The 23,504-nt window shown below is 57.7% G+C and carries 21 protein-coding genes; 5 read left to right on the top strand and 16 right to left on the bottom strand.

What is annotated here, in order from left to right; translation table 11 throughout:
* Positions 1–217: 217 nt before the first annotated feature.
* From ACT2B1_RS20300 to ACT2B1_RS20265, 8 genes are all read right to left on the bottom strand, one after another.
* Positions 218–1,360 carry a serine hydrolase domain-containing protein gene (locus ACT2B1_RS20300; RefSeq protein ID WP_481669058.1) on the bottom strand — a complete coding sequence of 381 codons (1,143 nt, stop codon included), beginning with the start codon at positions 1,358–1,360 and terminating at the stop codon, positions 218–220.
* Positions 1,357–3,447 (bottom strand): acetate--CoA ligase family protein, encoded by a 2,091-nt coding sequence (locus ACT2B1_RS20295; RefSeq protein WP_481669057.1) that lies wholly within the window; start codon positions 3,445–3,447, stop codon positions 1,357–1,359. The genes ACT2B1_RS20300 and ACT2B1_RS20295 overlap by 4 nt, the downstream gene beginning before the upstream one ends.
* Positions 3,444–4,604 (bottom strand): acyl-CoA dehydrogenase family protein, encoded by a 1,161-nt coding sequence (locus ACT2B1_RS20290; protein ID WP_170463741.1) that lies wholly within the window; start codon positions 4,602–4,604, stop codon positions 3,444–3,446. Before ACT2B1_RS20290 ends, ACT2B1_RS20295 begins: the two co-directional genes overlap by 4 nt.
* Before the next feature lie 11 nt (positions 4,605–4,615).
* A complete protein-coding gene (locus ACT2B1_RS20285) occupies positions 4,616–5,413 on the bottom strand; it encodes an ABC transporter permease (protein ID WP_170486585.1) in 798 nt (265 codons plus the stop codon).
* Entirely contained in the window at positions 5,410–6,258 is an 849-nt protein-coding gene (locus tag ACT2B1_RS20280; RefSeq protein WP_010443824.1) for an ABC transporter permease, read from the bottom strand. The genes ACT2B1_RS20285 and ACT2B1_RS20280 overlap by 4 nt, the downstream gene beginning before the upstream one ends.
* 65 nt (positions 6,259–6,323) lie before the next feature.
* Positions 6,324–7,430: an extracellular solute-binding protein gene (locus ACT2B1_RS20275; protein ID WP_170418321.1), complete on the bottom strand. Its 1,107-nt coding sequence runs from the start codon at positions 7,428–7,430 to the stop codon at positions 6,324–6,326.
* A gap of 76 nt (positions 7,431–7,506) precedes the next feature.
* Positions 7,507–8,508, bottom strand: a complete 1,002-nt coding sequence (locus ACT2B1_RS20270) for an ABC transporter ATP-binding protein (protein WP_029622289.1) — start codon at positions 8,506–8,508, stop codon at positions 7,507–7,509.
* Positions 8,501–9,391: a beta-keto acid cleavage family enzyme gene (locus tag ACT2B1_RS20265; RefSeq protein ID WP_120981302.1), complete on the bottom strand. Its 891-nt coding sequence runs from the start codon at positions 9,389–9,391 to the stop codon at positions 8,501–8,503. Before ACT2B1_RS20265 ends, ACT2B1_RS20270 begins: the two co-directional genes overlap by 8 nt.
* Positions 9,392–9,510: 119 nt before the next feature.
* Here ACT2B1_RS20265 and ACT2B1_RS20260 point away from each other — a divergent pair, with 119 nt between their 5' ends.
* On the top strand, positions 9,511–10,581 hold the full coding sequence (locus ACT2B1_RS20260; RefSeq protein ID WP_170418318.1) for a GlxA family transcriptional regulator: 1,071 nt from the start codon (positions 9,511–9,513) through the stop codon (positions 10,579–10,581).
* On the opposite strand, the gene ACT2B1_RS20255 is transcribed toward ACT2B1_RS20260, so the two are convergent.
* From ACT2B1_RS20255 to ACT2B1_RS20240, 4 genes are read right to left on the bottom strand one after another with little or no spacing between them, the layout of a single operon-like run.
* The gene (locus ACT2B1_RS20255; RefSeq protein WP_170486587.1) at positions 10,563–11,510 is read right to left on the bottom strand and encodes a 3-hydroxyacyl-CoA dehydrogenase NAD-binding domain-containing protein; all 948 of its coding nucleotides are present in this window, start codon (positions 11,508–11,510) and stop codon (positions 10,563–10,565) included. The genes ACT2B1_RS20260 and ACT2B1_RS20255 overlap by 19 nt on opposite strands.
* Entirely contained in the window at positions 11,510–12,313 is an 804-nt protein-coding gene (locus ACT2B1_RS20250) for a carnitinyl-CoA dehydratase (RefSeq protein WP_170418313.1), read from the bottom strand. The genes ACT2B1_RS20255 and ACT2B1_RS20250 overlap by 1 nt, the downstream gene beginning before the upstream one ends.
* 4 nt (positions 12,314–12,317) lie before the next feature.
* Positions 12,318–13,358 (bottom strand): LLM class flavin-dependent oxidoreductase, encoded by a 1,041-nt coding sequence (locus tag ACT2B1_RS20245; RefSeq protein WP_170486588.1) that lies wholly within the window; start codon positions 13,356–13,358, stop codon positions 12,318–12,320.
* Between the two features lie 11 nt (positions 13,359–13,369).
* Complete coding sequence (locus tag ACT2B1_RS20240) at positions 13,370–14,851, bottom strand: aldehyde dehydrogenase (protein ID WP_170568169.1); 1,482 nt, start codon at positions 14,849–14,851, stop codon at positions 13,370–13,372.
* A gap of 143 nt (positions 14,852–14,994) precedes the next feature.
* Between ACT2B1_RS20240 and ACT2B1_RS20235 the strand changes: the two genes are divergently transcribed.
* The 4 genes from ACT2B1_RS20235 to ACT2B1_RS20220 are packed head-to-tail and all read left to right on the top strand — an operon-like array spanning position 14,995 to position 18,917.
* On the top strand, positions 14,995–15,396 hold the full coding sequence (locus tag ACT2B1_RS20235) for a RidA family protein (protein WP_170418304.1): 402 nt from the start codon (positions 14,995–14,997) through the stop codon (positions 15,394–15,396).
* 32 nt (positions 15,397–15,428) lie between these two features.
* Positions 15,429–16,196 carry an alpha/beta fold hydrolase gene (locus tag ACT2B1_RS20230; RefSeq protein WP_245223750.1) on the top strand — a complete coding sequence of 256 codons (768 nt, stop codon included), beginning with the start codon at positions 15,429–15,431 and terminating at the stop codon, positions 16,194–16,196.
* Positions 16,193–18,301, top strand: a complete 2,109-nt coding sequence (locus ACT2B1_RS20225; protein ID WP_481669056.1) for a CoA transferase — start codon at positions 16,193–16,195, stop codon at positions 18,299–18,301. The genes ACT2B1_RS20230 and ACT2B1_RS20225 overlap by 4 nt, the downstream gene beginning before the upstream one ends.
* 13 nt (positions 18,302–18,314) lie before the next feature.
* Positions 18,315–18,917 (top strand): amino acid synthesis family protein, encoded by a 603-nt coding sequence (locus ACT2B1_RS20220; RefSeq protein WP_010443804.1) that lies wholly within the window; start codon positions 18,315–18,317, stop codon positions 18,915–18,917.
* 101 nt (positions 18,918–19,018) lie between these two features.
* Here the strand turns inward: ACT2B1_RS20220 and glnT are convergent, their stop codons facing one another.
* From glnT to ACT2B1_RS20200, 4 genes are all read right to left on the bottom strand, one after another.
* Complete coding sequence (glnT, locus tag ACT2B1_RS20215; protein WP_142638718.1) at positions 19,019–20,347, bottom strand: type III glutamate--ammonia ligase; 1,329 nt, start codon at positions 20,345–20,347, stop codon at positions 19,019–19,021.
* A 78-nt stretch (positions 20,348–20,425) separates the two neighbouring features.
* Positions 20,426–21,754 (bottom strand): FMN-binding glutamate synthase family protein, encoded by a 1,329-nt coding sequence (locus ACT2B1_RS20210; protein ID WP_142638863.1) that lies wholly within the window; start codon positions 21,752–21,754, stop codon positions 20,426–20,428.
* 19 nt (positions 21,755–21,773) lie between these two features.
* Positions 21,774–22,457: a GltB/FmdC/FwdC-like GXGXG domain-containing protein gene (locus ACT2B1_RS20205; protein WP_142638720.1), complete on the bottom strand. Its 684-nt coding sequence runs from the start codon at positions 22,455–22,457 to the stop codon at positions 21,774–21,776.
* Between the two features lies 1 nt (position 22,458).
* Positions 22,459–23,355: a class II glutamine amidotransferase gene (locus ACT2B1_RS20200; protein WP_142638722.1), complete on the bottom strand. Its 897-nt coding sequence runs from the start codon at positions 23,353–23,355 to the stop codon at positions 22,459–22,461.
* Positions 23,356–23,504 lie beyond the last annotated feature (149 nt).

Here is a 23,504-nt window from a genome sequence, read left to right as displayed (position 1 = left end):
GTTGAGTTACACCCGCGACATGCCTTGTTGACAACTTCGGCAGGATATCCCGACAGACGTAAATGCCGCGCTGAGAAGAAGTTCAGTTTAGGTGATCGAAACTGGATGCTCGAAGAGTGGGTCGGATCACTCTAAAAGATTCGGCCCAGGTCAAGGACTGCAAAGCGGCCAATCCGTGCCTTCCCCGCTGACACTTAGCTCGGCAACTGCAAACCCGTCAAATGACAGAAAGGCAGACGTCTCGAAGCGTTGTGGCCAGCTCTCCCATATAGGTGTCATCGTAACCCGAGTCATTCTCCAGCACACTTAAGAATGCACAGCTGGTGCCGGTGACCATATCCACCATGAGGAACTGCCCTCCATAGCCAGCATGACCGATTAATCGACCGTCGGTCATGGTCTGGTTTGAGTACTTGAGCCAATTCTTGGGTGATGTCATCGCTGGCGCGCGGCGGATCAGAGTTTCTTGCAGGAAACCGATGTTGGCCATAGGTCGACCGTGCAGGTCGCGGCCTTCCCGCGCCAGTAGCAACCCGAACCGCGCGAGGTCGCGCACGCTTAGGCAACCGCCACCAGAAAACGCTGGGTGCCCGTCCTTGCTGAGGCTGATGTGAAAGGCGCCCTCGTATCCTGCCGCATCAACAATTTCTTCGATTTGTTCAGCTAGTGGAATGGGCGAAACCTCGGCCGCTATCAGGGTCAGGACATCCGTGTTCGCGGATTTATAGTCGGCTTGTCGCACCCCCGAGTTTACCCTGAAACCAGTGATCGAGGCCGCAAATTCCGCAAGCGTGATTTCCTTTTCACCCTCGCCGGGCAAGCGCCAACCCAGGGCGACCTCTTCAGTATAGCAGTCGGCAGCGGGGTCAGCATAATCCTCGGTGAAGTCGTTATCGACGTTCATGTCGAGCAAAGATTGAATGCTGGCCTCGGCATACCCGCTGCCGATACCCGGCAGATAGTCGCGGACCCGCGCGTCCAATGACAACAGCCCCTGTGCAAGCAGACGACCTATGATTAAGTGGATGTGTAGCTTTGTCACCGACTGGATGGAATGCGGCGCTGAGGTCGAAAAGTCATTTGCGGCTTTTTCCAGAATGATCTTGTCGTTCTTTAAACAGCAGAACGCAGAGAACGCCGGATGGGCAAGCATTTGTGCCAGTTCAGGCACTCGGGCGCACAGATTCTGCTCGGCGGCTTCCAGCTGCAAAACCTCTCTGGAACGCACCATGAGACATCGGCGGAACAGCCGATATGCGTTGTGGAACCCATGCCGGCGAAATTCCGGCTGGTTCCACCGTTGCTTGTTGTCGTCTCCAACAGCCAGATCGGGATTGGGTATGATCCTATTCCTGCTCATGACCGGGGCACCTGGATCAGGGCATCAACGGCGACGATGTGATCTGGGTAGACAAACATCGGGTTGATCTCGACCTCTGCGACCTGGCTGCGCGCCTCTAGGAAGGCCGCACAAAACCGGTGCAGCGCATCCGAAATTCGCGGAATATCCGCTTTTTGACTGCCCCGGTACCCTTCCAACAGTCGAGCTACACGGAGCGAACACAATGCGCGCTCGATCTCGTCTTTTGAGGCAGGCAACAATACAGTGCGCGCATCTCGGACCAACTCGGTCAAAACACCGCCGCTACCAATCACCAAGCTGGGACCAAATTGCGGATCAGCACGCAGCGTGACGATCAGCTCTGCAAGCGGCTTGGGCGACATGGCTTCGATCAGGAAGCGATCCGTCACCGCCGCGCGGTCATAAGCCGCAACCGTTGCCATCATTGCCTTGATCGCCGAGGACAGCCCCTCCGCATCCTTGATCCCCAAAGCGACCGCGCCCGCTTCGGTCTTGTGAGGCAAGCTTGGTGACATCATTTTCAGCGCGACCGGATAGCCGATATCCTGCGCAACGCCAGCTGCCTCGGCCGCGTTGCAGACATGTCCGTTTGGCACAGAAACAGCCCTTTGCCTGAGCCAGGATTTACCTTTGTCTTCGGTCAATACTACTGGGTTCGAGATAGTTGCACCGGGTCGCAAGGCAGCAGGCCGGTCAATCCTTGTCCGCGCCCTTGCTTCGGACCACCAAATTGCGTCGCGCATGGCATTCAACGTCTCATGAATACCCTGCATAGGCGCAACCCCCAGTTCTATGAGATGCCTGCGGGTTCCACGATCAAGATTTTCAGGTAGGGTCGCGCAGATCGCTGCCGGGACGGAGTGTTCCTGAGCGGCCTGCGCAAAAGCTGCAGCATCGTTCTGGTAGTAGATCTTGGACGCGTCCAACCCTTCTGCCGGGTAGTCCTGCACCAGAACAGCCAGATCCGCGTTGAGGGCCGATAGCGCCGTGGCAAAAACCGGGTAAGTCTTATCGCCCTGTCCCCAGATCGGGGTCGTATAGTCCAGCGGGTTGGAAACCGTCGCGATCTCAGGCAGCAAACTGGTCAGGCTTTCCTGCCCTGCAGAGCCCACTTTGGGAAAGCACACACCAATCCTTTCCGAGTGATCTGCCAGCATCGTCGCCCCGCCCCCAGAACAGGTAAAGCCAGCGACACGCCTGCCTTGCGGCGCGCCTGCTACGCAGAGGTACTTCAGTGTTTCCAGAAACTGCGACGGGCTGGTGACGTCGATCACCCCGGTGCGATCAAACAGTGCCTGATAAAGCTCGCTCGAACCAGACAGAGAGCCGGTGTGACTGACCGTCAGAGTCGCCCCAATGGCGGAATTGCCGGTCTTCAGTGCGACAACCGGAACCCCCCGATCCAGGGCTTTCAGCGCGGCGCGTTCAAAAGCAGCAATGTCACGCAACCCTTCGATGTGCAATCCAATGGCGCGCACAGCCGGGTCTTCAGCAAAGGCATCCAGGAATTCCTCAATCCCCAAGACCGCCTGATTGCCTGCAGAAACCATATAGGCCATTGGCAAGGAACGCGCGCTCATTGTGATGTCGGATGAGAACATACCGGACTGGGTAACGATCGCTGCACCGTATCCCGGCGACCAGCCGCCATGTTCAAATGACCAAAGAGCGGCATTGTCGATATAGTTGATCATGCCATAGCAGTTTGGGCCGATCAGAGCCATATCTCCGGCGACTTCGATCAGATCTCGTTCCGATTGTATGTCGCCAGTTTCCTTGAAGCCCGCGGAAAAACAAACGACACCACCTGCACCCATCTGTTCCAATTCTCTCAGGGCATCAGTCACCCCGGCCGCAGGGATAGCGAGATAGACGGCATCAGGTGGCTCCGGCAGGTCCGAGATGCTGGGAACACAGCCCACGCCATCCAGATCGGCGCGTTTGGGATTAACGGCCCACATTTGCCCTTGAAATCCACGCCGGCGGGCTTCGCGCACGGCAATGGTCGCATCACGTCCACCAATAAACGCGATGTGGCGCGGCTTTAAGAGACGCTCAAGATTTTCGCGCCGCGCCGGCGTCATGCGCCAAGTGGCCTCAGGATGGACCTGGTGATGATGTGGCGTTGGATTTCGCTGGTGCCGTCCCAAATACGCTCCAATCGGCTATCGCGCCAGAACCGTTGGATCGGCATTTCCTCCATCAATCCCATGCCACCAAAAATCTGAACGGCATCATCGGCGATCTTGTTGAGCATCTCTGAGCAGTAAACCTTGACCATTGCCGCATCTGCATCACCCATGACACCCGCTTCGGCACGTGCAACGGCGTCTTGCACCATCAGATCGGCCGCGCGCAACGTCATCGCACCGTCCGCCAAACGGAAGCCGGTGGCCTGAAACGTACCGATCGGTTTACCGAATTGCTTGCGCGTTGCGGCCCACTCGGTCGCCAGGTCAAGGATGCGTTCGGCCTTACCGCAGCAGGTCGCACCGACCCAGATACGCCCCATGCCGAGCCACTTTCCCGACAGCTCAAGCCCGCGACCCTCTTCGCCCAGGATCTGGTCCGGACCAAGACGCACATTGTCGAAACTCAACTCAAAAGTCTTGTAACCGCGATAGCTGACGCAATGCGTCCCTTCGCGGCAGTCGAACCCCGGAAGGCCCACATCGACCAGAAAAGCCGTCACCCGTTTGCGTGGGCCGCGTGGTGTTTCATCTGTGCCAGTTGCAGCAAATACAATCGCGAAATCCGGCATGCAGGGACCGGAGATAAAGTGTTTGGATCCATTCAGGATCCAGTCATCCCCGTCGCGTATCGCATTGGTCTTCATCCCCATGACATCCGAACCTGCGTCAGGCTCTGTCAAGGCAAAGAGCTCACGCTTTTCACCGCGCACGGCAGGAAGCAAATATCGCTCACGCTGGTCTCCTTCGCAGGCCATCAGCAATTCCGTCGGGCGCGCCGCCCAGCTTTGTAGCGCATGGCTTGTACGGCCGTATTCCCGCTCGATCAGGGACATGGGTCCATATCCCAGCCCTCCGCCACCGACCTCTTCGGGCAGGTTGCAGGCGAAGAGGCCCAATTCATGCGACCTCGCCTCAATCTGGCGGCCGATCTCCTCGGGCACATAGCCTAAGCGGTCCACCTCTTCTTCATGCGGATACATCTCTGTTTCGACAAATCGGCGAACAGTGCTAACCAGAAGCTCTGTTTCGTGACTGGTTTCCAGATTCATGGCAGCCTCATTCATTCTGCCTGAGCCCGCGTGTTTCGCCGCGACAGAATCGCAGAAACGGCAAAGGCAATCAGGGTGATGGCAATCAGGATCACGGCAGCGGCAGCCACTGTCGGATCGGTGTTTTCACGGATGCCGTTCCACATGCGGCGCGGCAGCGTGTAAACGCTGTATTTCGAGATGAACAAGGTCACCACGATTTCATCCCAGCTGAGGATAAAGGCAAAGAGCGCCCCGGCAAAAACCCCCGGCCTGATCGAAGGCAGGATCACCCGGCGCATGGTGGTCCAGTTGGAGGCCCCGAGATTCTTGGAGGCTTGTTCAAGCTTGGGATCAAACGTTGCCAAAGACGCGCTGACCGTGATCAGCACCATTGGGGCTGCCAGGATTGTATGCGCAAGGATCAAACCGGCGTAGCTGTCCAATAGACCCAGAGGGATCCACAACCGATAGAACGCCATGGCGGAAATAATCTGCGGTATGATCAAAGGCAGCAGCAGAAAGGCGCGAACCAATTCGCTGTACCGCGATGACACCCGCCATAGACCGATCGCACAAAGCGTGCCTAAAAGCGTCGCTAATGCGGAGCAGGACAGGGCAATCACGCCACTTTGGAAAAAACTCGACAGCCATTCCTCACTGGTGAACAGCTTCTCGAAATGACGCAGAGAATACTCGCCCTGCGGCATGGACAAAAAGCGTTTCGGCGTCAACGAAACAGGGATGGCGATCAGGGCCGGTGTCACTAGAAACAACAGCAGCACCCATGCCCCCACGCGGTTGAAAAATGAGAACAGGCCCGGCTTCATCGCGCTGCCCCCCCGAACACCGTGCTCAGCTTCATGAACCGCGACATGATCCAAAGCATCGCCAGAACGCCAAACAGCATGATGGCCGCCAGCATCGCCGCCGTGCCCCACTTCAAAGTCACCAGCAATTGAACCGAGATGTATTCTGCCACCATCAGCACCTTGCCGCCGCCCAACACGGCCGGGGTGACATAAAACCCGAGGCTGAGGATAAAGACCAACAGGGTCGAAGCCACAAGCCCCGGCATGGTCATGGGCAGGTAGACCCGCCAGAAGGTCTGGCTTCCGCTGGCCCCCAGGTTGCGCGAGGCGTCCATCACCCTCTGATCAATGGATTGCATCGAGACCAGCAATGGCAACACCGCATAGGGGATCATGTAATGCACCATTCCAATCAGAACGCCCAACTCGTTGCGCATGAAGGCGATGGGTTCAGCAACTAGGCCGATGTCTTCCAATGTGACATTGACCAGCCCCTTGCGTCCCAGCAACATGAGCCAGGCGAAGGTGCGTACGAGGATGGAGATCCAGAACGACACCAATAGCAGGGTCAGCATGTAAGTCTTCTGGCGTTGATGGCAGTGCACCATCGCGTAGGCGATGGAATAGCCGAAAATGACGCTGAAGACCGTCGTGATGATGCAGATGCGTACCGTGGTCCAGACAATGCGGATCAGGGCGTCACCTTCCGTCAGCTTGGCATAGTTGCCGAACCCGGGCTCGGGGTCTGTCACGCTCAGCCAAAGGATATTCAGGATCGGCCCCAGATAGAGCGCGACCACCATCAGCAGCAAAGGCGCGATAATCAGCCATCCTGGGTGGATATGACGGTTTAAGGCTTGCATCCAGAGCTTTCGACATGGGTTTGGCAACCCGACCCTTAGGATCGGGTGACCATAAGCTAAAGCGATCAGCTGATCGCTTCGAGGAAGGCATTCACCGCGTCGCCGCCGTTTTTACCCCACCATTCAGGATCGTTGTAGACGATCTTGTCGATGTTCATGGCCGAGGTTATCGCATAAGGCTGTTGGTCCTCGGGGATCTGGCCAAAGGCCTCGGGATTCGACGGGGTCATGCCAAGGCAATCCAACAGCGCCAACTGCGCTGGTATGTCCTGCGCCGTGGCGATGAAATCCATGACTGCGGCACCCGCCGGGTTGCCCTTGGGCACGATATACGCCCCCGGCATCGCCATCGCCTGATTGTTCACCAACTTGTACTGGCCATCGGTGTCGTTTTCGATGTTGCGACCTCGGTTCTGCCAGATGATCGCCATCGAGACCTCGTTGTTGACCACCATCGAGTGAACTTCCGATCCCGAGCCCCAGTAAAGGCTGTCATCTTTGATCGACTGGATTTTGTTCAAAGCGCGGTCCATATCAAGCGGGTAGAGATCGCTGCCAGCGACGCCATCGGCCATCAATGCGGCCTCGAGCGACCCATTTGCCCATTTGTAAAGCGCACGGGTCCCGGGGAATTTCTCGGTATCAAAGAAATCGGCCCAGTTTTGCGGTGGATTATCGCCATAGGCTTCAGTGTCATACACAAAGGCATACCCGTAGAGGATGATCGACACCCCATATTCCAGCGCATAGCCGGGCAGCGTTTTATCCTTGGACACCACGGAATAGTCAATCGGCTCCAGATGCCCGGTTGGTCCAAGTGACACGGCGTTGAATAAGTCCGCATCCGCCACATCGGCAGTCACATTGCCACTGTCGACCATTTCCTTGATCTTGCCTTCCAGCGGACCAGAGGTATCAAACTTCAAACCTTTGCCGGTTTTGGCGGTAAAGGCCTCACCGATGGCCGAGCCATGGCATTCTTCGGATTGGCCGCCCCAGTTCCACATCACGACATGGTCTGCCGCCGCTTCGGCGTCGCCCGCCAGTACCGCATTCATTGCAACACCCGAGGCACCGCAAAGCGCAAGAAACGTGCGCCGGTCCATACGGCCAGCCCTAAACGCCTGGGCACTTTCGGCAAGCATTTCCTTTTTGAATTGTTTATCGTGCATTTTCTTCCTCCCATTTGATCCGAGATTTGACCCGGCTTTCGGTCATGACGCCTCTGGGCGTTCTGTGTTGGGGTGCCTAGCCCGTTTGTAGCTCCACTGCTGCTGAGTCCTTCCAAAGCAAATCCACCCGCACCCCCTCTGTCAGATCAGAGGCGTTGCGCCAGACGTCGATATCTACCTCAATCTCGGCCCCTTCGTCGGTGTCCACGATGATCCGCTGCATCGAGCCGAAATAGGTGATGCTGCGAATGGCGCCCCTCATCCGGGCCTCGGTGTTTTCGTTGCCAGGCATCAGATCAATTTTTTCCGGGCGCAGGGCAAAGACCTTTCCGTTTTGATGAATAAAGTTCGATTTCCCGAGGAAACTGGCGGTGAACTGATTGATCGGGCGCTCGTACAGCTCTTTTGGCGTTCCGACCTGCTCGATCGCGCCGTCGCGCATGATCACGATGCGGTCAGACATCGACAGTGCCTCTTCCTGATCATGCGTGACATAGATGAAGGTAGTGCCAACGCGGCGATGAATGTCCTTGAGCTGCTCCTGCACTTCGACACGCAGCTTTTTGTCCAGCGCTCCCAGCGGTTCGTCCAGCAACAGCACAGGCGGCGCAAAACACAAGGCACGTGCAAGGGCCACACGCTGTTGCTGACCACCAGACAATTGCCCCGGTTTGCGATCTGCAAACTCCTGAAGCTGAACCAGCTCCAGCATCTCGTCGACACGGTTCCGAATTTCGTCGGCGGGGCGTTTACGCACGCTTAGCGCATAACCTACGTTGTCGCGAACAGTCATATGGGGGAACAAAGCATATCCTTGAAACACCATGCCGAAATTGCGCTTTTCGGCGGGCACATTCGAGATGGACGCACCGTCCAGCGCAATCTCTCCTTTCGATATGTCGAGAAACCCGGCGATCATCATCAACAAGGTGGTTTTGCCCGATCCCGACGGGCCCAACAGCGTCAGGAACTCTCCATTTCGGATATCCAGGCAGATGTCGTTGACAGCACGGAACTGACCAAAAAACTTGGAGACATTGCGAATTTGCAAGCTACCGGTTTGGGTTGGATCAGCCATCCGCCCCCCTCAGGTTCAGCTTGTTGCGCGACTCTTGCGGTGTCAGGATCCGCCCACCCATCCGTTCGATAATCTCTCGGGCGCGGGTGACAAGCTGGCCGTTTGTCGCCAGAACCCCGCGATCAAGGTAGATGTTGTCCTCAAGACCGACACGCACATTCCCGCCAAGCGCGACAGCTGCGGCTGCCATCGGCATCTGCCCCCGCCCAATCCCAAAACTGGCCCAGCTGGCGCCTACGGGCAGTTGCGCCTTCATGGCCGCCATGGTTTCCACCGTTTGATCGGCCCCCCATGGAATTCCAAGGCACAACTGGAACATCGGCGGAGCATCAATCAGCCCCTCCTCCACCATCGCCTTGGCAAATCGGATATGGCCGAGATCAAAGACCTCAAGCTCGGGCTTCACACCCCATTCCTGAACCAGTGCCGCCATCCGACGCAGTGTAGGTGGCGTGGAAATATAGATCATGTCCGTGTCGGAAAAATTCAGCGTGCCACAATCGAGAGAGCAGATTTCAGGCAGGCATTCCTTGATATGGGCCAGCCGTTCTTCTGGTCCGATCATGTCGGTGCCCGGACCGGGCATGGCGGGATTGGACGGGTCTGAAATCCAATCGCCCCCCATACCTGCCGTAACATTGATGACCACATCCGTATCGCTTTCGCGTATTCGATCCACGATTTCCTTGAAGAGCGCCGGATCGCGCGAGCCCTGCCCCGTTTCAGGATCACGCGCATGCACATGCGCGGCAGAGGCCCCTGCCCTGGCGGCTTCGATTGCCGCATCAGCAATTTCTTTCGGGGTCACCGGCACGTGAGAGCTCTTGCCGGTCGTATCTCCCGCACCGGTAACTGCGCAGGTCAGCACAACTTCGTAGGTCATATCCGAGCCCCCCTTTTTACCTAGATTGCCGCGCGATTGACGGATAAAGATGTCGATTATCCGCCACAGATTAGGCTAGAATGGCGAAAAATCTGACCTAAAGCTTCTTGGTAAAACCAATGCATGTCGACATCACAACGCATATGGCTCGGGCTAAACGGCATGCCGTATTTGTCGTTGTCCCGCGTTTCAACCTGACCACGCTGATCACCATGATCGAAACCATGCGGATCGCAAATTACCTGGCGCCAGAACCGATGTTTTCCTGGGACATCGTCTCGTTCGACGGTCCTGAGATTGTTGCCAGCAATGGCATGACGACCGCAGTTGACACCGACTACGGGAGCCTCACTCCGGCAGGTTTTGTGTTTGTGTTGGGCAGTTGGGGTACTGAACACTACGAAAACACCGCTTTACTCACCTGGTTGCGAAAACGCGCACGCGCAGGCGAAACTGTTTGCGGCGTTGAATTGGGCAGCTACATCGTCGCACGTGCAGGCCTGTTGGACGGCAAACCTGCGACTATTCACTGGTCGTGGTTGAGCGGGTTCCGGGAATCCTTTGATCGGGTCGATGTCCATGAGTGTCTGTTCACTATTGACGGCAAGGTAATGACGTGCGCGGGCGGGTTGGCTGGGGTCGATCTGATGCTAAGGCTGATTGAATCCATCAGCGACAGCGGCTTTTCGGGGGAGATTGCAGACCAGATGCTGCATCACCCCATTCGCGACGCCGCCTCACCCCAGCGCAGCACCATGGGCCGGAGCACGGAAACCATGCTTCCGTTGATCCGAGAAGCGATGACCCTGATCGAAGAAAACATAGAAGAGCCGCTCAAAGTGCCCCAAATCGCTGATGTTCTGGGTGTTTCTCAGCGTCAACTGGAACGCCAATTCAAGAAACACGTGGGCTGTACCGTGGTGCAATTCGGCTTATTGCGCCGATTGCAGAATGCTCGCCTACTGTTGATTTCGACCGACCTCAGTGTACGCGAGATTGCCACCGCATCAGGATTCAATACACTGTCACATTTTGCCTATTCATTCGGTAAATTCTTCGGCCGGCGCCCATCCGAATACCGTGAGGCATGGCCGAAAAGCGAGCCGGCACCCAGCTGGCCCGGCTCTCTCTCGGATTTCTTGTCCATTCTGAACAACGTGCCCGCTCAAGGTTATCCCCCGCGGGACTGACGCAGAGCATTCAGCACTGCAACTATTTCGCGATCTCGTTGGGCTGCCATGTCCTCGAAATCTCGGTCGCCGGCGACAGCGTTGCAGCCATCGACCATGCGATCGCGCAATTCCTTCGTCAGCTCAGGTGCCTCCAACCGGGTCCAGGGCAGTTTAAGCGCCGGGCCGAACTGATCCAGGTTGGTGGCCATGCCTCCGGCACCACAGGCCACGTGAAAAGCCATACACTGACCCTGCGAGACCATACGAGGCGCCGGGCCGTTCATGAGTGCGATGTCGATGTCTTCCGGCGTTGCCTCTCCATTGGCGACCATATGCAGGGCCTCTCGCCAAAGCGCCTCTTGCAGTCGGGTCGCGACAAAGCCGGGGATCTCTTTTTTCATCATCAACGGGGCCTTGCCCGCTATTTCGTAGAATTCCCCGGCCCAAGCCACCGCCTCTGGTGATGTCTGTTCGCCGCCCACGATTTCGACCAGTGGTAGCAAATATGGTGGATTGAAGGGATGGCCGATCACACAGCGTTCCGGTGTCGCGCAAGTCGCTTGGATGTCGGTCATCATCAAGCCGGACGTGGAAGAGCCAATCACGACGTCTGTTGGCAAAATGAGCCCGAGTCGTTGATAAAGTGCCTGCTTGATCTCAAGACGCTCGGGCGCGCTTTCCTGCACAAATTCGGCGCCGTCCAGCGCAGCCTCCAAATCTGTAACGATGCGCAAGCGGTCAAGCGACGCGCCGGCGGCAAGCCCCAAGTCCGTCAAGCTCTTCCAAGCAGTGCGTAAGATTGCGTGAAAGGCATCGGATTCGCTCGCGTCATGCAAATAGGCGGTCACATCATAACCGCGCGCAAGAAAATGCGCTGCCCAGCCGCCGCCGATGGGGCCGGCTCCAATGCTGGTGATGCGGGTGATCGATGAGGGGTCAGGATACATCACTCACCCTTGAATTTGGGTTCACGCTTTTCGACAAAAGCCGCGACACCTTCGGCCGCGTCATCAGATTTCAGCATCTTGCGGTAGATCGGCATCGGATCGGTGCGCATCTTGTGAAAGGCCTGTTCCAGCGGCACGCACTCGATCTCGCGCTGCACTTCCTTGACAGATTGCATTGCAAGAGGCGCCGACCAGGCAATCGAGGCCGCCCATTCCCGGGCCGCCGCCATCAATTGATCCTTTGGAACCACCTTGTTGACCAACCCGTAATGCGCCGCCTCCGTCGCGGTCATCCGACGGCCCAACAGAAACATCTCCATCGCGATGTTGTGCGGTATTCTTCGAGGCAGGCGTTGCAGTGCCCCCGCATCTGGAACGATGCCCAAAGGCATTTCAGGTAGGCCAAACTCCACATGGTCCGCCGCGATCAAAAGATCACAGGCCATGGCCATTTCGAACCCACCACCGATTGCCAGACCGTTTATGGCCGCGATAACCGGCTTATTGAGCGCCCAATTCTCGGTCAGACCCGTGAACCCGCCGAACCCGTAGTCATCACTTTCCCACCAGTTGTCGAGCTGCATTTCGCCCTCGTTCAGGGCCTTCAAATCCCAACCGGCCGAGAAAATTCGATCTCCGCCCCCGGTCAGAATCGCGCAACGCAAGTCCTTGTCCTCGTGCAACTCCTGAAACGCCGCGGCCAAGGCCTGACTGGTGGGAACGTCGATGGCGTTTACTTTGCCCCGCTCTAGTGTGATTTCCAGAACGTGGCCGTCGCGGTGTGTTTTGACCCCTTCTGCCATTGCTTCAGTCCTCCTTGAATTCCGGCATGACCTCGTCGCAGAACATGCGCAAGGATCGCTGCTGCGCCGCGTGATCAAGCCCCATCGAGGCATAGTAGATGAACTCGTTCACACCGAGCCCCTGATATTTCTTGAGCTTTCCAATCACACGCTCAGGTGAACCGAACATTAGGTTTTCTTCCAGCATCAAGGGATCATACTGTTCCCGGCCCTCCAACTGATCCAGCGGAATGGAAGCAGGAAAACCATCTTTGACATCGCCCAAATTGCGATAGAGGTTTTCGAACTGGCTCAGCAATCGTCGCACCGCCTTCATCGCGTTTTCGCCATCGGCCGCATTGTCGTAAACGCAGGAATGGCGCATCAGCGCAAAACGTGGCACCCAGCCATTATCCGCTTTTTCAATCGCCTCATCGAGTTGCTTTTTGTACAGCTCGGCCTCAGCGAACGGGCGGGTGAAAGGCCAGCAATTCACGTGGCAGCGTTCACGCATGGCGTAGTCATAGGTGATCGGCGAGCGCGCCGCGACCCAAACCGGAACCTCGGCTTGCAATGGTTTGGGCACCGAGGTTGATGTCGGGAATTGCCAATATTCGCCTTCATGCGCATAATCGCCCTTCCACAACTCGCGCACCGTGGGCAGCATCTCTTGCATATAGCGCCACGCATCAGATTGCTTGAGGCCCGGCTTCATGCGATCGAACTCGCGCTGATAGGCACCTGACCCGATACCAAACTCCAACCGACCGCCGCTTAAAAGATCCAGCATCGCGGCTTCACCGGCCAGGTTAATCGGGTGCCAGTACGCAGCGGTCGCCACCGCCGTACCAAGCCGGATCCGGCTGGTCTCGGATGACCACCAAGTCAGCAGTTGGAACGGGTTGGGCGCAATCGTCATTTCCAGCGCGTGATGCTCAGCAGCCCAAACGATATCGAAACCGCCATCCTCGGCGATTTGCACCATCTCCAATGTGTGGCGCGCGACGTCTTTCATATCAAGACTGTTGTCGATCCGCTCCATGTTTACGGCAAGTTGGAATTTCATGCTCACCTCCCTCAGCGCATTACAAACGGGTTCGCCATCGGCTCATCCGATGTGTTCATCCAGACCGTCTTGGGCCGGGTGTAATCGTAGATCGCCTGGAACCCGCTTTCGCGGCCATAGCCTGATCCTTTAACGCCACCAAACTCCGCTATCGGCGACACAACACGGTAGGTGTTCACCCAGACGATGCCGGCACGCACCGCATTTGCCATGCGCAAGGATCGCGCGCCGTCGGTGGTAAAGATGCCCGCCGCCAGCCCATGTTCGGTATCGTTGGCCAGTTCCAGCACCTCAGATTCGGTCTTAAAACGCTGGACGCAAAGTACAGGGCCGAAAAGCTCTGTATCGACGATACGCAGATCCTGCCGTGGGCAGTCGATGATGGTTGGCTCGAAATATAGCCCTGCTTTGCCTTCCGGCTGCTTGCCCCCCACCAGAACTGTGCCGCCCTCTTCCTGAGCGAAGGCAACCTCGCGTTGGATGTGGTCCAACTGTCCAGGGGTGCAAAGCGGCCCCATCTGAGTTTCCTCGGCCAGTGGATCGCCAATGAGGATCTGCTGCGCCTGCGCCACCATCCTGTCGAGAAACTCATCCGCGATGTCCTCGTGCAAGTAGAGCCGCGATCCGGCGACGCAGCTTTGCCCTGTCGCGCCAAAGATACCGGCAATCGAGGCATTGACTGCACTTTCGATATTGGCGTCATCAAAAACAATGAAGGGCGACTTGCCGCCCAGTTCCAATGAGACCTCGGCAAAGTTGCGTTTTGCGTTTTCCAGCACATGGCGCGCGGCATTTGGGCCACCGGTAAAAGAGACGCGCGCCACCAGTGGATGCCCGGTCAAAGCCCGTCCACAGGGCTCACCATGACCCGTTACGATGTTGACCACACCAGGCGGGATACCGGCCATTTCGACAAGTCGCCCAAACTCCAGCATGGCCGCGCTGGCATGTTCGGATGCTTTTAGAACAACCGTATTCCCGGCAGCCAATGCCGGGCCGATCTTGACCGCTACAAGGAACAATTGCGAATTCCAGGGCACCACGGCAGCAACCACGCCCAGAGGTTCGCGCTTGGTAAAGACAAACATGTCAGGTTTGTCGATGGGCAGTGTCTCGCCGCTTACCTTATCCGCACACCCAGCAAAAAAGTGGAAAAACTCGGCAATGTACTTGGCTTGCCAACGCGTTTCCTTGAGCATCTTGCCGGTGTCGATGGATTCAGTTCGTCCCAGCTCTTCGGAATGATCCGCCAGAAGATCGCCCAGCTTGCGCAGGCATTTGCCGCGCTCGGTCGGTGTCATCCGCGCCCAGGGGCCGCTGCTAAAAGCAGTGTGCGCCGCGGTGACTGCGCGGTTGATATCATCCTCAGTTGCCTCTGGAACACGGCTCCAGACCTCACCATTGGCTGGGTTGACGCTGTCAAAAGTACCGCCATCCGCAGCGTCGACCCAGTCGCCATCAATCAGCATCTGATAGTTTTTGACATCAGCCATGGCGTGCCTCCCCCCTGATTGTTGCCTCCCTATTCATGTCTGCTTTCGCGCCTCAGGGTTATGAAAATACGACGCAGTCTGTCGAAAAATCCGGGTCTCGCATCCGATCATGGGTGCAGGCTGTTCCAAAGGGAGGCTTGGAAATGGGTAGCAAAAAGCAGGTTATCGGAGGTCCACTGGAAATTGGCGGACGGGTTCTGTCGCTGTCCCGCGCCATTCGGGCAGGTGATTTCGTTTTTCTGACAGGGCAAATTCCTATGCGAGACGGCGTGCCTATGACCGATGGCACCGTCGAAGAGCAGACCCGCGCAGTTTTGGACGACATCACCAAGACACTAGCCAAGGCAGGCTGCACCCGCGACGATGTCATCAAGGCCATGGTCTGGCTGCGGGAGCGCGACGATTTCCCTGGATTTAACGCCGTCTACGCCGACTATTTTCCGGTTGAGCCTCCAACCCGGTCGGCTGTGGTCAGCGATCTTCTGGTGGATGCCCGCGTTGAGGTCGAAGTCGTAGCCTATCGCCCCCTCAAGGACCAATCCTGATGGGCATAGCACCAGACGGAACCCATTTAAAAATGACAGGACCAGAAGGTGCGCCTGTTGTGGTAATGATCCATGGGCTGGGCCTGAACCAGGATTGCTGGCAATGGACGATCCCTGCACTGTCTGATCGCTTTCGCGTTCTCACCTATGATCTATATGGTCATGGGCAAAGTGCCCCGCCACCCGAACGCCCCAGCCTTTCAATGTTTTCACGACAGCTAGAGAGCTTGCTGGACCACTGCGCCATCCAAAGCGCGGTTATCGCAGGGTTCTCGTTGGGTGGCATGATCGCGCGTCGGTTTGCCCAGGATGTGCCACAACGGGTTTCAGCTCTGGTGATCCTGCATTCCCCACATAAACGGACCGATGCTGCACAAGAGGCAATTTTGAAACGGGTAGAACAGGCACGGCTGGACGGACCAAAAGCAACGGTCGAAGCCGCGCTGGACCGATGGTTCACCGAGGCGCTTCGTCAGTCCAACCCTCGTATGATGAACACGGTTCGTGACTGGGTCATGGCCAATGACAAAGCAACTTACCACACCATCTATCGCGTGCTGGCCGATGGTATCGACGAAATTGTTGCGCCAAGCCCGCCAATTTCTTGCCCTGCGCTGGTGATTACGGGTGATGAGGATTTCGGCAACGGGCCAGAGATGGCGAATGCCATCGCAAGCGAGATTGCGGGGGGCAGTGCACTTATCCTCCCGGGACTGCGGCATATGGCACTTGCCGAAGACCCGGACGCTGTGAACAAGCCACTCCGCAGCTTTCTCAACAATCTGGATCTGAAGCCATGAGCACCCAAATCCTCAAAGGCCTGCGTGTGTTGGATTTGAGCCGGATGCTTTCAGGTCCCTATTGTACAATGCATTTGGCGGATCACGGGGCCGAGGTGATCAAGATCGAAAGCAAGCATGGCGACACCAGCCGCGGCAACGGACCGTTCCGTCAAGACGATCCGGATCATGCCTGGGCCGGCTACTTTGTAAGTCTGAACCGCGGCAAGAAAAGCGTGCAGCTTGATCTGAAATCGCCGGAGGGCTGCGCGACTTTTCGAGAACTTGCGGCAACGGCGGATGTCATCGTCGAGAATTTCCGCCCGGGCGTAATGGATCGCCTTGGCCTGTCTTATGAAAGCCTTGCTGCCGACAACCCCCGGCTCGTCTATGCCGCGATCCGTGGCTTTGGCGACCCGCGCACAGGCCAAAGCCCCTATGCCAACTGGCCTTCGTACGATGTGGTTGCGCAGGCCATGGGCGGTCTGATGTCCGTCACCGGACCGAATGCTGACACACCCACCAAGACCGGACCCGGGGTGGGTGACATATTCACCGGCATGATGATGGCTTTCGGTATCATGGCGGCCCTGCGCGAGGCCGAAGCGACGGGCAAAGGGCAGTTTGTGGATGTGGCCATGTATGATGCCATGATCTCGCTCTGCGAAAGAATGGTTTACTTGCATGACGTGACAGGAGAGGTGCCCGGACCGGAAGGCAACGGGCATCCATTCCTTTCCCCGTTTGGCCTCTACCCGGCAGCCGATGGCCACATCGCGCTTGGTATTGTCGATGATGCGTTTTGGCAGCTTTTGACACGGCTGATGGGGCAACCGTCACTTGGACAAGATGACCGCTTCTCCACAAGGTCGGCCCGGGCCAACCATGCTTCCGAAGTCAACCAAATTGTAAGCGATTGGACCCGACAACGGACTAAGGACCAATTGACGGCAACACTGGGTGGCCAGGTCCCGTTCGGCCCGATGAACACTATCTCGGACATCGCGGCCGACCCTCATGTAGCCAGCCGCGGCATGCTGGCGAAGGTCCCGCATCCGGATGCGGGACATGAACCTTGGATCGTGGCAGCAAACCCGTTGCGGTTCGGTCGGCACCGCCAAGGTGCACTGACGACCCCTCCTGCGCTAGGTGAGCACAATAGCATTCTGGAAGGATTGCCCCCACCGGAGTCGACGGAACCCTTAGCCGGGAAGGCGCTGCGCGACGCCTTCGGGCGCTTTGCCACCGGTGTGACAGTGGTAACTACCCGGCAGCCGGACGGGACCCCGCGCGGGTTCACGGCGAACTCATTTACCTCCGTTTCTCTCGACCCACCTCTACTCTTGGTTTGTGTCGGTAAGCAGGCCTTGTCCTTTGAAACCTTCCTGCAGGCGGATTATTTCACGGTCAACGTCTTGTCGGACGACCAAAAAGAAATCTCGGGCCTTTTCGCGTCTCAATCAGCCAAAAAATTCGACATTGCAGCCTGGCAACCTGACGCGCGGAACATGCCCACGATAGACGGCGCGCTCGCCCGGTTCAGCTGTGCCCGACACCGTTTGGTCGATGCTGGTGACCATCTGATCCTGATCGGCCGCGTGGAGGATTTCGAAACGCGCGAGGGACATCCGCTGGGCTACTTTCGCGGTGCCTATTTCGATTTGGGGCTCAACAGTGCCCTGACAGAGGCCGCCACTGCAGGTGGTGTGACCGTCGGAGCGGTACTGGCCAACGAAGATCGGGTCCTACTCTCCGTTGACAAAAGCGGGCACATTTCAGTGCCGGTTGCTCCTGCAAATAACAATTCTGCAGATGGGCTGATCACTGATCTGTCAAACCGAGATTTGATTGTAGAGCTGGCGCATCCTTATGCGGTTTATCGAATATCCAAAAGCGGGACGCAGCGGATCATCTACCACGGAAGCGTTCATGGGCAGCCCCCTGACGGCATGCAGTACTTTGATCTCGGCGACTTGCCGCTGGAACGCGTACGCGACGGGGCTGAAAATTCGATGTTGCGCCGTTACGCAAAGGAAAACAGCCACGGTACATTTGGTTTCTACCACGGAACTGAAGTCGAAGGCGTCGTACACACACCGACCGGGCACCACAGCTATCACGTTTGACAGGAGAAGCAATATGATCCCCGAATTGCGCAAGGTAGTCACCTTTGATGAGGATATTCACACAGAAGGAGGCCGACCTTCGGAACCCGTGTTGCGCATGATCGGCGTGGCAGCGGTGGTCAGAAACCCTTGGGCAGGACGTGGCTTTGTCGATGATCTTTCACCAGAGATTCAGCGCATGGCGCCAGTTCTGGGAGAGATGCTCACCAACAGACTGATCGCTCTGGCGGGGTCAGGCGATGCGATAGAAGCCTACGGAAAAGCCTGTATCGCCGGGACAAGTTGTGAGATTGAACATGCCTCCGCGCTTATTCACACCCTGCAGTACGGAAATTATTATCGTGAGGCAGTGGGTGCAAAAAGCTATCTCGGTTTCACAAACACGCGAGGGCCCGCGAACACCCAAATTCAGATCCCGCTGATGGACAAACATGATACCGGGCGGCGGTCGCATTACCTGACAGTGCAGTTCTCGATTTACGACGCGCCGGATGTGGATGAGCTTGTTGTGGCTCTGGGGGCATCTACCCGTGGTCGCCCGCACCACCGGATCGGCGACCGATACTCAGATCTCGCTGCCTTGGGAAGGGATGTGGAGAATCCGGCTGGGGTCTAGTTTGTTACGATGATGGTGCGTATCAGGTAATTGGATTCACCCAACCGAAATTTCGCAATAGAACCGGCTCCAAGTCTATTCCCGCAATCTTGACAACGTGGTTAGATATCCAGCGTATGCTCTTTTTCCCATCGCGAGAAATGGCTGACAAACGAATTCCACTCCTGATGCTTCATCTTCAGGTAAGCGGCCGAGAATTCCTCGCCTAGGGCCGCTTTTAGCCCGGCATCTTTGTCGTATTCGCGCAGCGCATCCAGCATGTTCGACGGCAGCTTGGGCGCGTCTTTGACCGTGTGGCCCTCGGCGTACATGTCGATGTCATAGCGCCGGCCCGGATCCGCCTTTGAGCGGATACCCGACAGGCCCGCCGCGATGATCACGGCCTGCAGCAGGTAGGGGTTTGTCGCACCATCGGCCAGACGCAGCTCGAACCGGCCCGGCCCGGGAACGCGAACCATATGGGTGCGGTTGTTGCCCGTCCATGTTACGGTATTCGGAGCCCACGTGGCACCTGACATCGTGCGCGGCGCGTTGATGCGTTTGTAGGAGTTCACGGTCGGGTTGGTGATCGCCGCCAGCGCACTGGCGTGCTTCATGATCCCGCCGAGGAAATGCTTGCCCCTCTCGCTCAGGCCAACCTCGCCCGTTGGACCGTCACCTTTACCGGCAAACACATTGGTTGCGGCATCCGCACCGGGCGCATCCCAAACCGAGATATGGGCATGGCAGCCATTGCCCGTCAGACCTTCGACCGGCTTAGGCATAAAAGTAGCGCGGAAGCCGTGCTTCTCGGCCACCGATTTGGTCATGAACTTGAAGAAGGAGTGTTTGTCGGCGGTGCGCAGTGCATCGTCAAATTCCCAGTTCATCTCGAACTGGCCGTTGGCATCCTCGTGGTCGTTCTGATACGGACCCCAGCCCAGGTCCAGCATGTAGTCGCAGATCTCACGCACGACATCATAGCGGCGCATCACCGCCTGCTGGTCGTAACAGGGCTTTTCGGCGGTATCGAACGGGTCGCTGATCTGTTCACCATCCGGGGTCAGTAGGAAGAATTCGGCCTCGATACCGGTTTTCACATGCATGCCCTCGGCGGCGGCCTCGTCGATCAGGCGGCGCAAGACGTTGCGGGGCGCTTGGGCGACATCCTCGCCCTCCATAACGCAATTGCCCGCAACCCAGGCGACCTCGGGTTTCCACGGCAGTTGGATGACCGAAGACGGGTCAGGCACAGCCAGCATGTCGGGATGCGCCGGGGTCATGTCGAGATAGGTGGCGAAGCCCGCGAAACCCGCCCCTTCCTCTTGCATGTCGGCAATCGCTTGCGCAGGAACCAATTTGGCCCGCTGCCCACCGAACAGATCGGTGAACGAAATCATGAAATACTTGACGCCTTTTTCCTTGGCGAAAGCTGCCAGATCTGTTGTCATGGTCACCTTCCCTTTCCCAGTTGGTTCAAAGAAGAAAGGCGCCGCCCTTTTGGGCCGCGCCTTCGTATTGTTTGCAGTTCAGAACACGGCTTTGCCCGGATACCAGTCGGTGCCCGCCAACGGCACTTTGGCCATCGCAGCCGCCTCCATCGTCAAGGCGCAGAGGTCCTCGGGCTCCAGATTGTGCAGGTGATTGTGACCGCAGGCGCGTGCGATGGTCTGCGCCTCCAAGGTCATCACCTTCAGATAGTTGCGCAGGCGACGACCGGCCTCGACCGGATCCAGACGCGCAGCCAGTGCCGGATCTTGCGTGGTGATGCCCGCAGGGTCCTTCCCTTCGTGCCAATCGTCATAGGCCCCGGTTGTGGTGCCCAGCTTCTGATACTCGGCCTCCCATTTCGGGTCATTGTCGCCCAAAGCGATCAGGGCTGCAGTACCGATGGCCACCGCGTCCGCGCCCAATGCCATCGCCTTGGCCACATCGGCCCCGGTGCGGATACCGCCCGAAATCACCAGTTGCACCTCGCGGTGCACACCCAGGTCCTGCAACGCCTGAACAGCAGGGCGGATACAGGCCAGCGTCGGAATGCCGACATGTTCGATGAACACGTCCTGCGTGGCAGCGGTGCCGCCCTGCATCCCGTCCATCACCACGACATCGGCCCCGGCTTTCACCGCCAGCGCAGTGTCATAATAGGGCCGCGTCGCGCCGACCTTCACATAGATCGGCACCTGCCAGCCGGTGATCTCACGCAGTTCGAGGATCTTGATCTCCAGATCATCCGGCCCGGTCCAGTCCGGGTGACGACAGGCCGAACGCTGGTCAATCCCTTTGGGCAAGGTACGCATTTCAGCCACGCGGTCGCTGATCTTCTGACCCAGCAGCATGCCGCCGCCGCCGGGTTTGGCCCCCTGCCCTACGACGATCTCAATCGCATCCGCCTTGCGCAGATCATTGGGGTTCATGCCATAGCGCGACGGCAAATACTGATAGACCAGCTTCGAAGAATGCCCGCGCTCTTCAGGTGTCATGCCACCGTCACCGGTGGTCGTTGACGTCCCAGCCATCGAAGCGCCCCGGCCCAGAGCCTCTTTTGCCGGACCGGACAATGCACCAAAGCTCATACCCGCGATCGTGATAGGGATATCCAGCTCAATCGGCTTTTTGGCAAAACGTGTACCGAGCGTCACCGAGGTATCGCACCGCTCACGGTACCCTTCCAGCGGATAACGCGAGACGGACGCCCCCAGAAACAGCAGATCGTCGAAATGCGGCACCTTGCGTTTCGCACCGCCACCACGAATGTCGTAGATACCTGTGGCCGCCGCCCGTCGGATTTCCGCGTTGATCGGATTTGTAAAGGTCGCCGACTGAATCGGCATGGTGCGGGGGATGTTCTGATCCATATCTTTCATTCCCATGTCCTCAGTACGCGGCAGCGTTGTCGACGTCGAAGTTATAGAGCTGACGCGCCGAGCCATAGCGCTTGAACTCTTCGGGCTTGGCGTCCGATCCGGCACGCTTCAGTAGGTCAGTCAAAATTTCGATATGCTCAGGCCGCATCTCTTTTTCGATGCAATCCGCGCCCAGGCTCTTGACCGAGCCACGCACAAACAGCCGTGCTTCGTACAGCGAGTCTCCAAGCGCATCGCCTGCATCGCCGCACACAACCAAATTGCCTGCTTGTGCCATGAACGCGGACATATGGCCGATATTGCCATGCACAACGATGTCGATGCCTTTCATCGAAATCCCGCAGCGCGAGCTGGCATTGCCTTTGATCACCAGAAGCCCACCATGCCCGGTCGCGCCCGCATATTGGCTGGCGTCGCCTTCGACGACAACGGTGCCAGACATCATGTTTTCGGCCACTCCCGGCCCGACCGAGCCCTCAACCCGGATGGTCGCCTGTAGGTTCATCCCTGCGCAATAGTACCCGGTCGAGCCTTTGACGGTCACTTCAATCGGTGCGTCCAAACCCACGGCAATCGCGTGGCTGCCTTTTGGATTCTGCACTTCCCAACTGGTTTGGTTCGTTTCGTCGCTTTGCGCCTGAAGGGCCGCATTCAAACCCCGCAGGCCGTTTTCTGCAACATCATAGGTCTGCATCTCAGTGGCTCCAGAAATAGACGGTTGCGGGTTCGGGTTCCCAGACCTTGGCGTCTTCGATGCCCGGCAGGTTTACTAGCGCGCGGTATTCGCTGCCAAAGGCCACGTATTGATCAGTCTCGGCCATAACCGCAGGTTTGCAAGCGATGGGATCGCGCACCACGCCGAACCCATCCTTTGTGCCGACCACGAATGTGAAGAACCCGTCGAGATCCTCCAAGCTGCTTTCCAGCGCCTCACCCAGAGTCGCGCCGTTCTGCATCCTCCAGGTCAGGTACGCCGCGCCCACTTCGGTGTCGTTCATCGACTCAACCCGCACGCCTTCGCGCTTGAGCTTGCGGCGCAGTGCATTGTGGTTCGACAGCGATCCATTGTGAACCAAACACTGATCCGCGCCGGTGTTGAACGGGTGCGCGCCTTCCGTGGTCACAGCGGATTCCGTTGCCATGCGCGTATGACCGATCCCGTGGCTGCCGCCCATGGTCGACAGGTTGAAGCGATCTGCCACGTCTTTGGGCAGGCCGACCTCTTTGTAGATCTCAATCGCGGCGCCGTCTGACATCACGCGCAGACCGGGACGCAGATCGCGCACCGCTTGGCGGGCCTGTTCCACCTTCGTGCTGTCCAGTTCCAGAATCGCATGCGTGTCATTGGCCTGCAGAGTAACCTGCGCCTCGATCGCCGCCCCCAGATCAGCGGCAAGCGCGGCGAAGTCCTCCTCAGGCTTGTCCGACTGCACTGTCAGCTTCGCGGCCCCGGCGGCCTCGGCCCCATAGATTGCGATCCCTGCGCTGTCCGGGCCCCGGTCGGTCATTGTGACCAGCATATCCGTCAGCATCGAGCCCAGCTTGGGCTCCAATGTCTTGTCCTTGAGAAACAGACCGACAATTCCACACATCAGCTTTTGCCCTATGAAATTTCATCGAGCCCGACGCTAACAGCGCGAGGCGAGAAAAACAACTATAAGAAATAAATATTCATGTGGGGAAACTATCGCGCGAGACACTCACATCCGCCAACCGCTAGGACCGATGGCCGCCCGGCTCG

Source organism: Ruegeria sp. S263 (genome assembly GCF_056780525.1).
Note: the sequence above shows the minus strand (reverse complement) of the source record. Positions and strands in the feature narration are given on the sequence as shown.

What these genes read in the sequence shown, in the direction of transcription:
- ACT2B1_RS20255 (WP_170486587.1), bottom strand. Translation starts at nt 11,510, where the DNA reads ATGTATCCTGACCCCTCATCGATCACCCGCATCACCAGCATTGGAGCC.
- glnT (WP_142638718.1), bottom strand. Translation starts at nt 20,347, where the DNA reads ATGACAACAGATCTGGCAGCTTTCGCCAAGGAAAAAGGCGTCAAGTAT.
- ACT2B1_RS20260 (WP_170418318.1), top strand. Translation starts at nt 9,511, where the DNA reads ATGCATGTCGACATCACAACGCATATGGCTCGGGCTAAACGGCATGCC.
- ACT2B1_RS20210 (WP_142638863.1), bottom strand. Translation starts at nt 21,754, where the DNA reads ATGGATCAGAACATCCCCCGCACCATGCCGATTCAGTCGGCGACCTTT.
- ACT2B1_RS20205 (WP_142638720.1), bottom strand. Translation starts at nt 22,457, where the DNA reads ATGCAGACCTATGATGTTGCAGAAAACGGCCTGCGGGGTTTGAATGCG.
- ACT2B1_RS20225 (WP_481669056.1), top strand. Translation starts at nt 16,193, where the DNA reads ATGAGCACCCAAATCCTCAAAGGCCTGCGTGTGTTGGATTTGAGCCGG.
- ACT2B1_RS20200 (WP_142638722.1), bottom strand. Translation starts at nt 23,355, where the DNA reads ATGTGTGGAATTGTCGGTCTGTTTCTCAAGGACAAGACATTGGAGCCC.
- ACT2B1_RS20295 (WP_481669057.1), bottom strand. Translation starts at nt 3,447, where the DNA reads ATGACGCCGGCGCGGCGCGAAAATCTTGAGCGTCTCTTAAAGCCGCGC.
- ACT2B1_RS20235 (WP_170418304.1), top strand. Translation starts at nt 14,995, where the DNA reads ATGGGTAGCAAAAAGCAGGTTATCGGAGGTCCACTGGAAATTGGCGGA.
- ACT2B1_RS20270 (WP_029622289.1), bottom strand. Translation starts at nt 8,508, where the DNA reads ATGGCTGATCCAACCCAAACCGGTAGCTTGCAAATTCGCAATGTCTCC.
- ACT2B1_RS20250 (WP_170418313.1), bottom strand. Translation starts at nt 12,313, where the DNA reads ATGGCAGAAGGGGTCAAAACACACCGCGACGGCCACGTTCTGGAAATC.
- ACT2B1_RS20265 (WP_120981302.1), bottom strand. Translation starts at nt 9,391, where the DNA reads ATGACCTACGAAGTTGTGCTGACCTGCGCAGTTACCGGTGCGGGAGAT.
- ACT2B1_RS20300 (WP_481669058.1), bottom strand. Translation starts at nt 1,360, where the DNA reads ATGAGCAGGAATAGGATCATACCCAATCCCGATCTGGCTGTTGGAGAC.
- ACT2B1_RS20220 (WP_010443804.1), top strand. Translation starts at nt 18,315, where the DNA reads ATGATCCCCGAATTGCGCAAGGTAGTCACCTTTGATGAGGATATTCAC.
- ACT2B1_RS20290 (WP_170463741.1), bottom strand. Translation starts at nt 4,604, where the DNA reads ATGAATCTGGAAACCAGTCACGAAACAGAGCTTCTGGTTAGCACTGTT.
- ACT2B1_RS20230 (WP_245223750.1), top strand. Translation starts at nt 15,429, where the DNA reads ATGACAGGACCAGAAGGTGCGCCTGTTGTGGTAATGATCCATGGGCTG.
- ACT2B1_RS20240 (WP_170568169.1), bottom strand. Translation starts at nt 14,851, where the DNA reads ATGGCTGATGTCAAAAACTATCAGATGCTGATTGATGGCGACTGGGTC.
- ACT2B1_RS20245 (WP_170486588.1), bottom strand. Translation starts at nt 13,358, where the DNA reads ATGAAATTCCAACTTGCCGTAAACATGGAGCGGATCGACAACAGTCTT.
- ACT2B1_RS20285 (WP_170486585.1), bottom strand. Translation starts at nt 5,413, where the DNA reads ATGAAGCCGGGCCTGTTCTCATTTTTCAACCGCGTGGGGGCATGGGTG.
- ACT2B1_RS20275 (WP_170418321.1), bottom strand. Translation starts at nt 7,430, where the DNA reads ATGCACGATAAACAATTCAAAAAGGAAATGCTTGCCGAAAGTGCCCAG.
- ACT2B1_RS20280 (WP_010443824.1), bottom strand. Translation starts at nt 6,258, where the DNA reads ATGCAAGCCTTAAACCGTCATATCCACCCAGGATGGCTGATTATCGCG.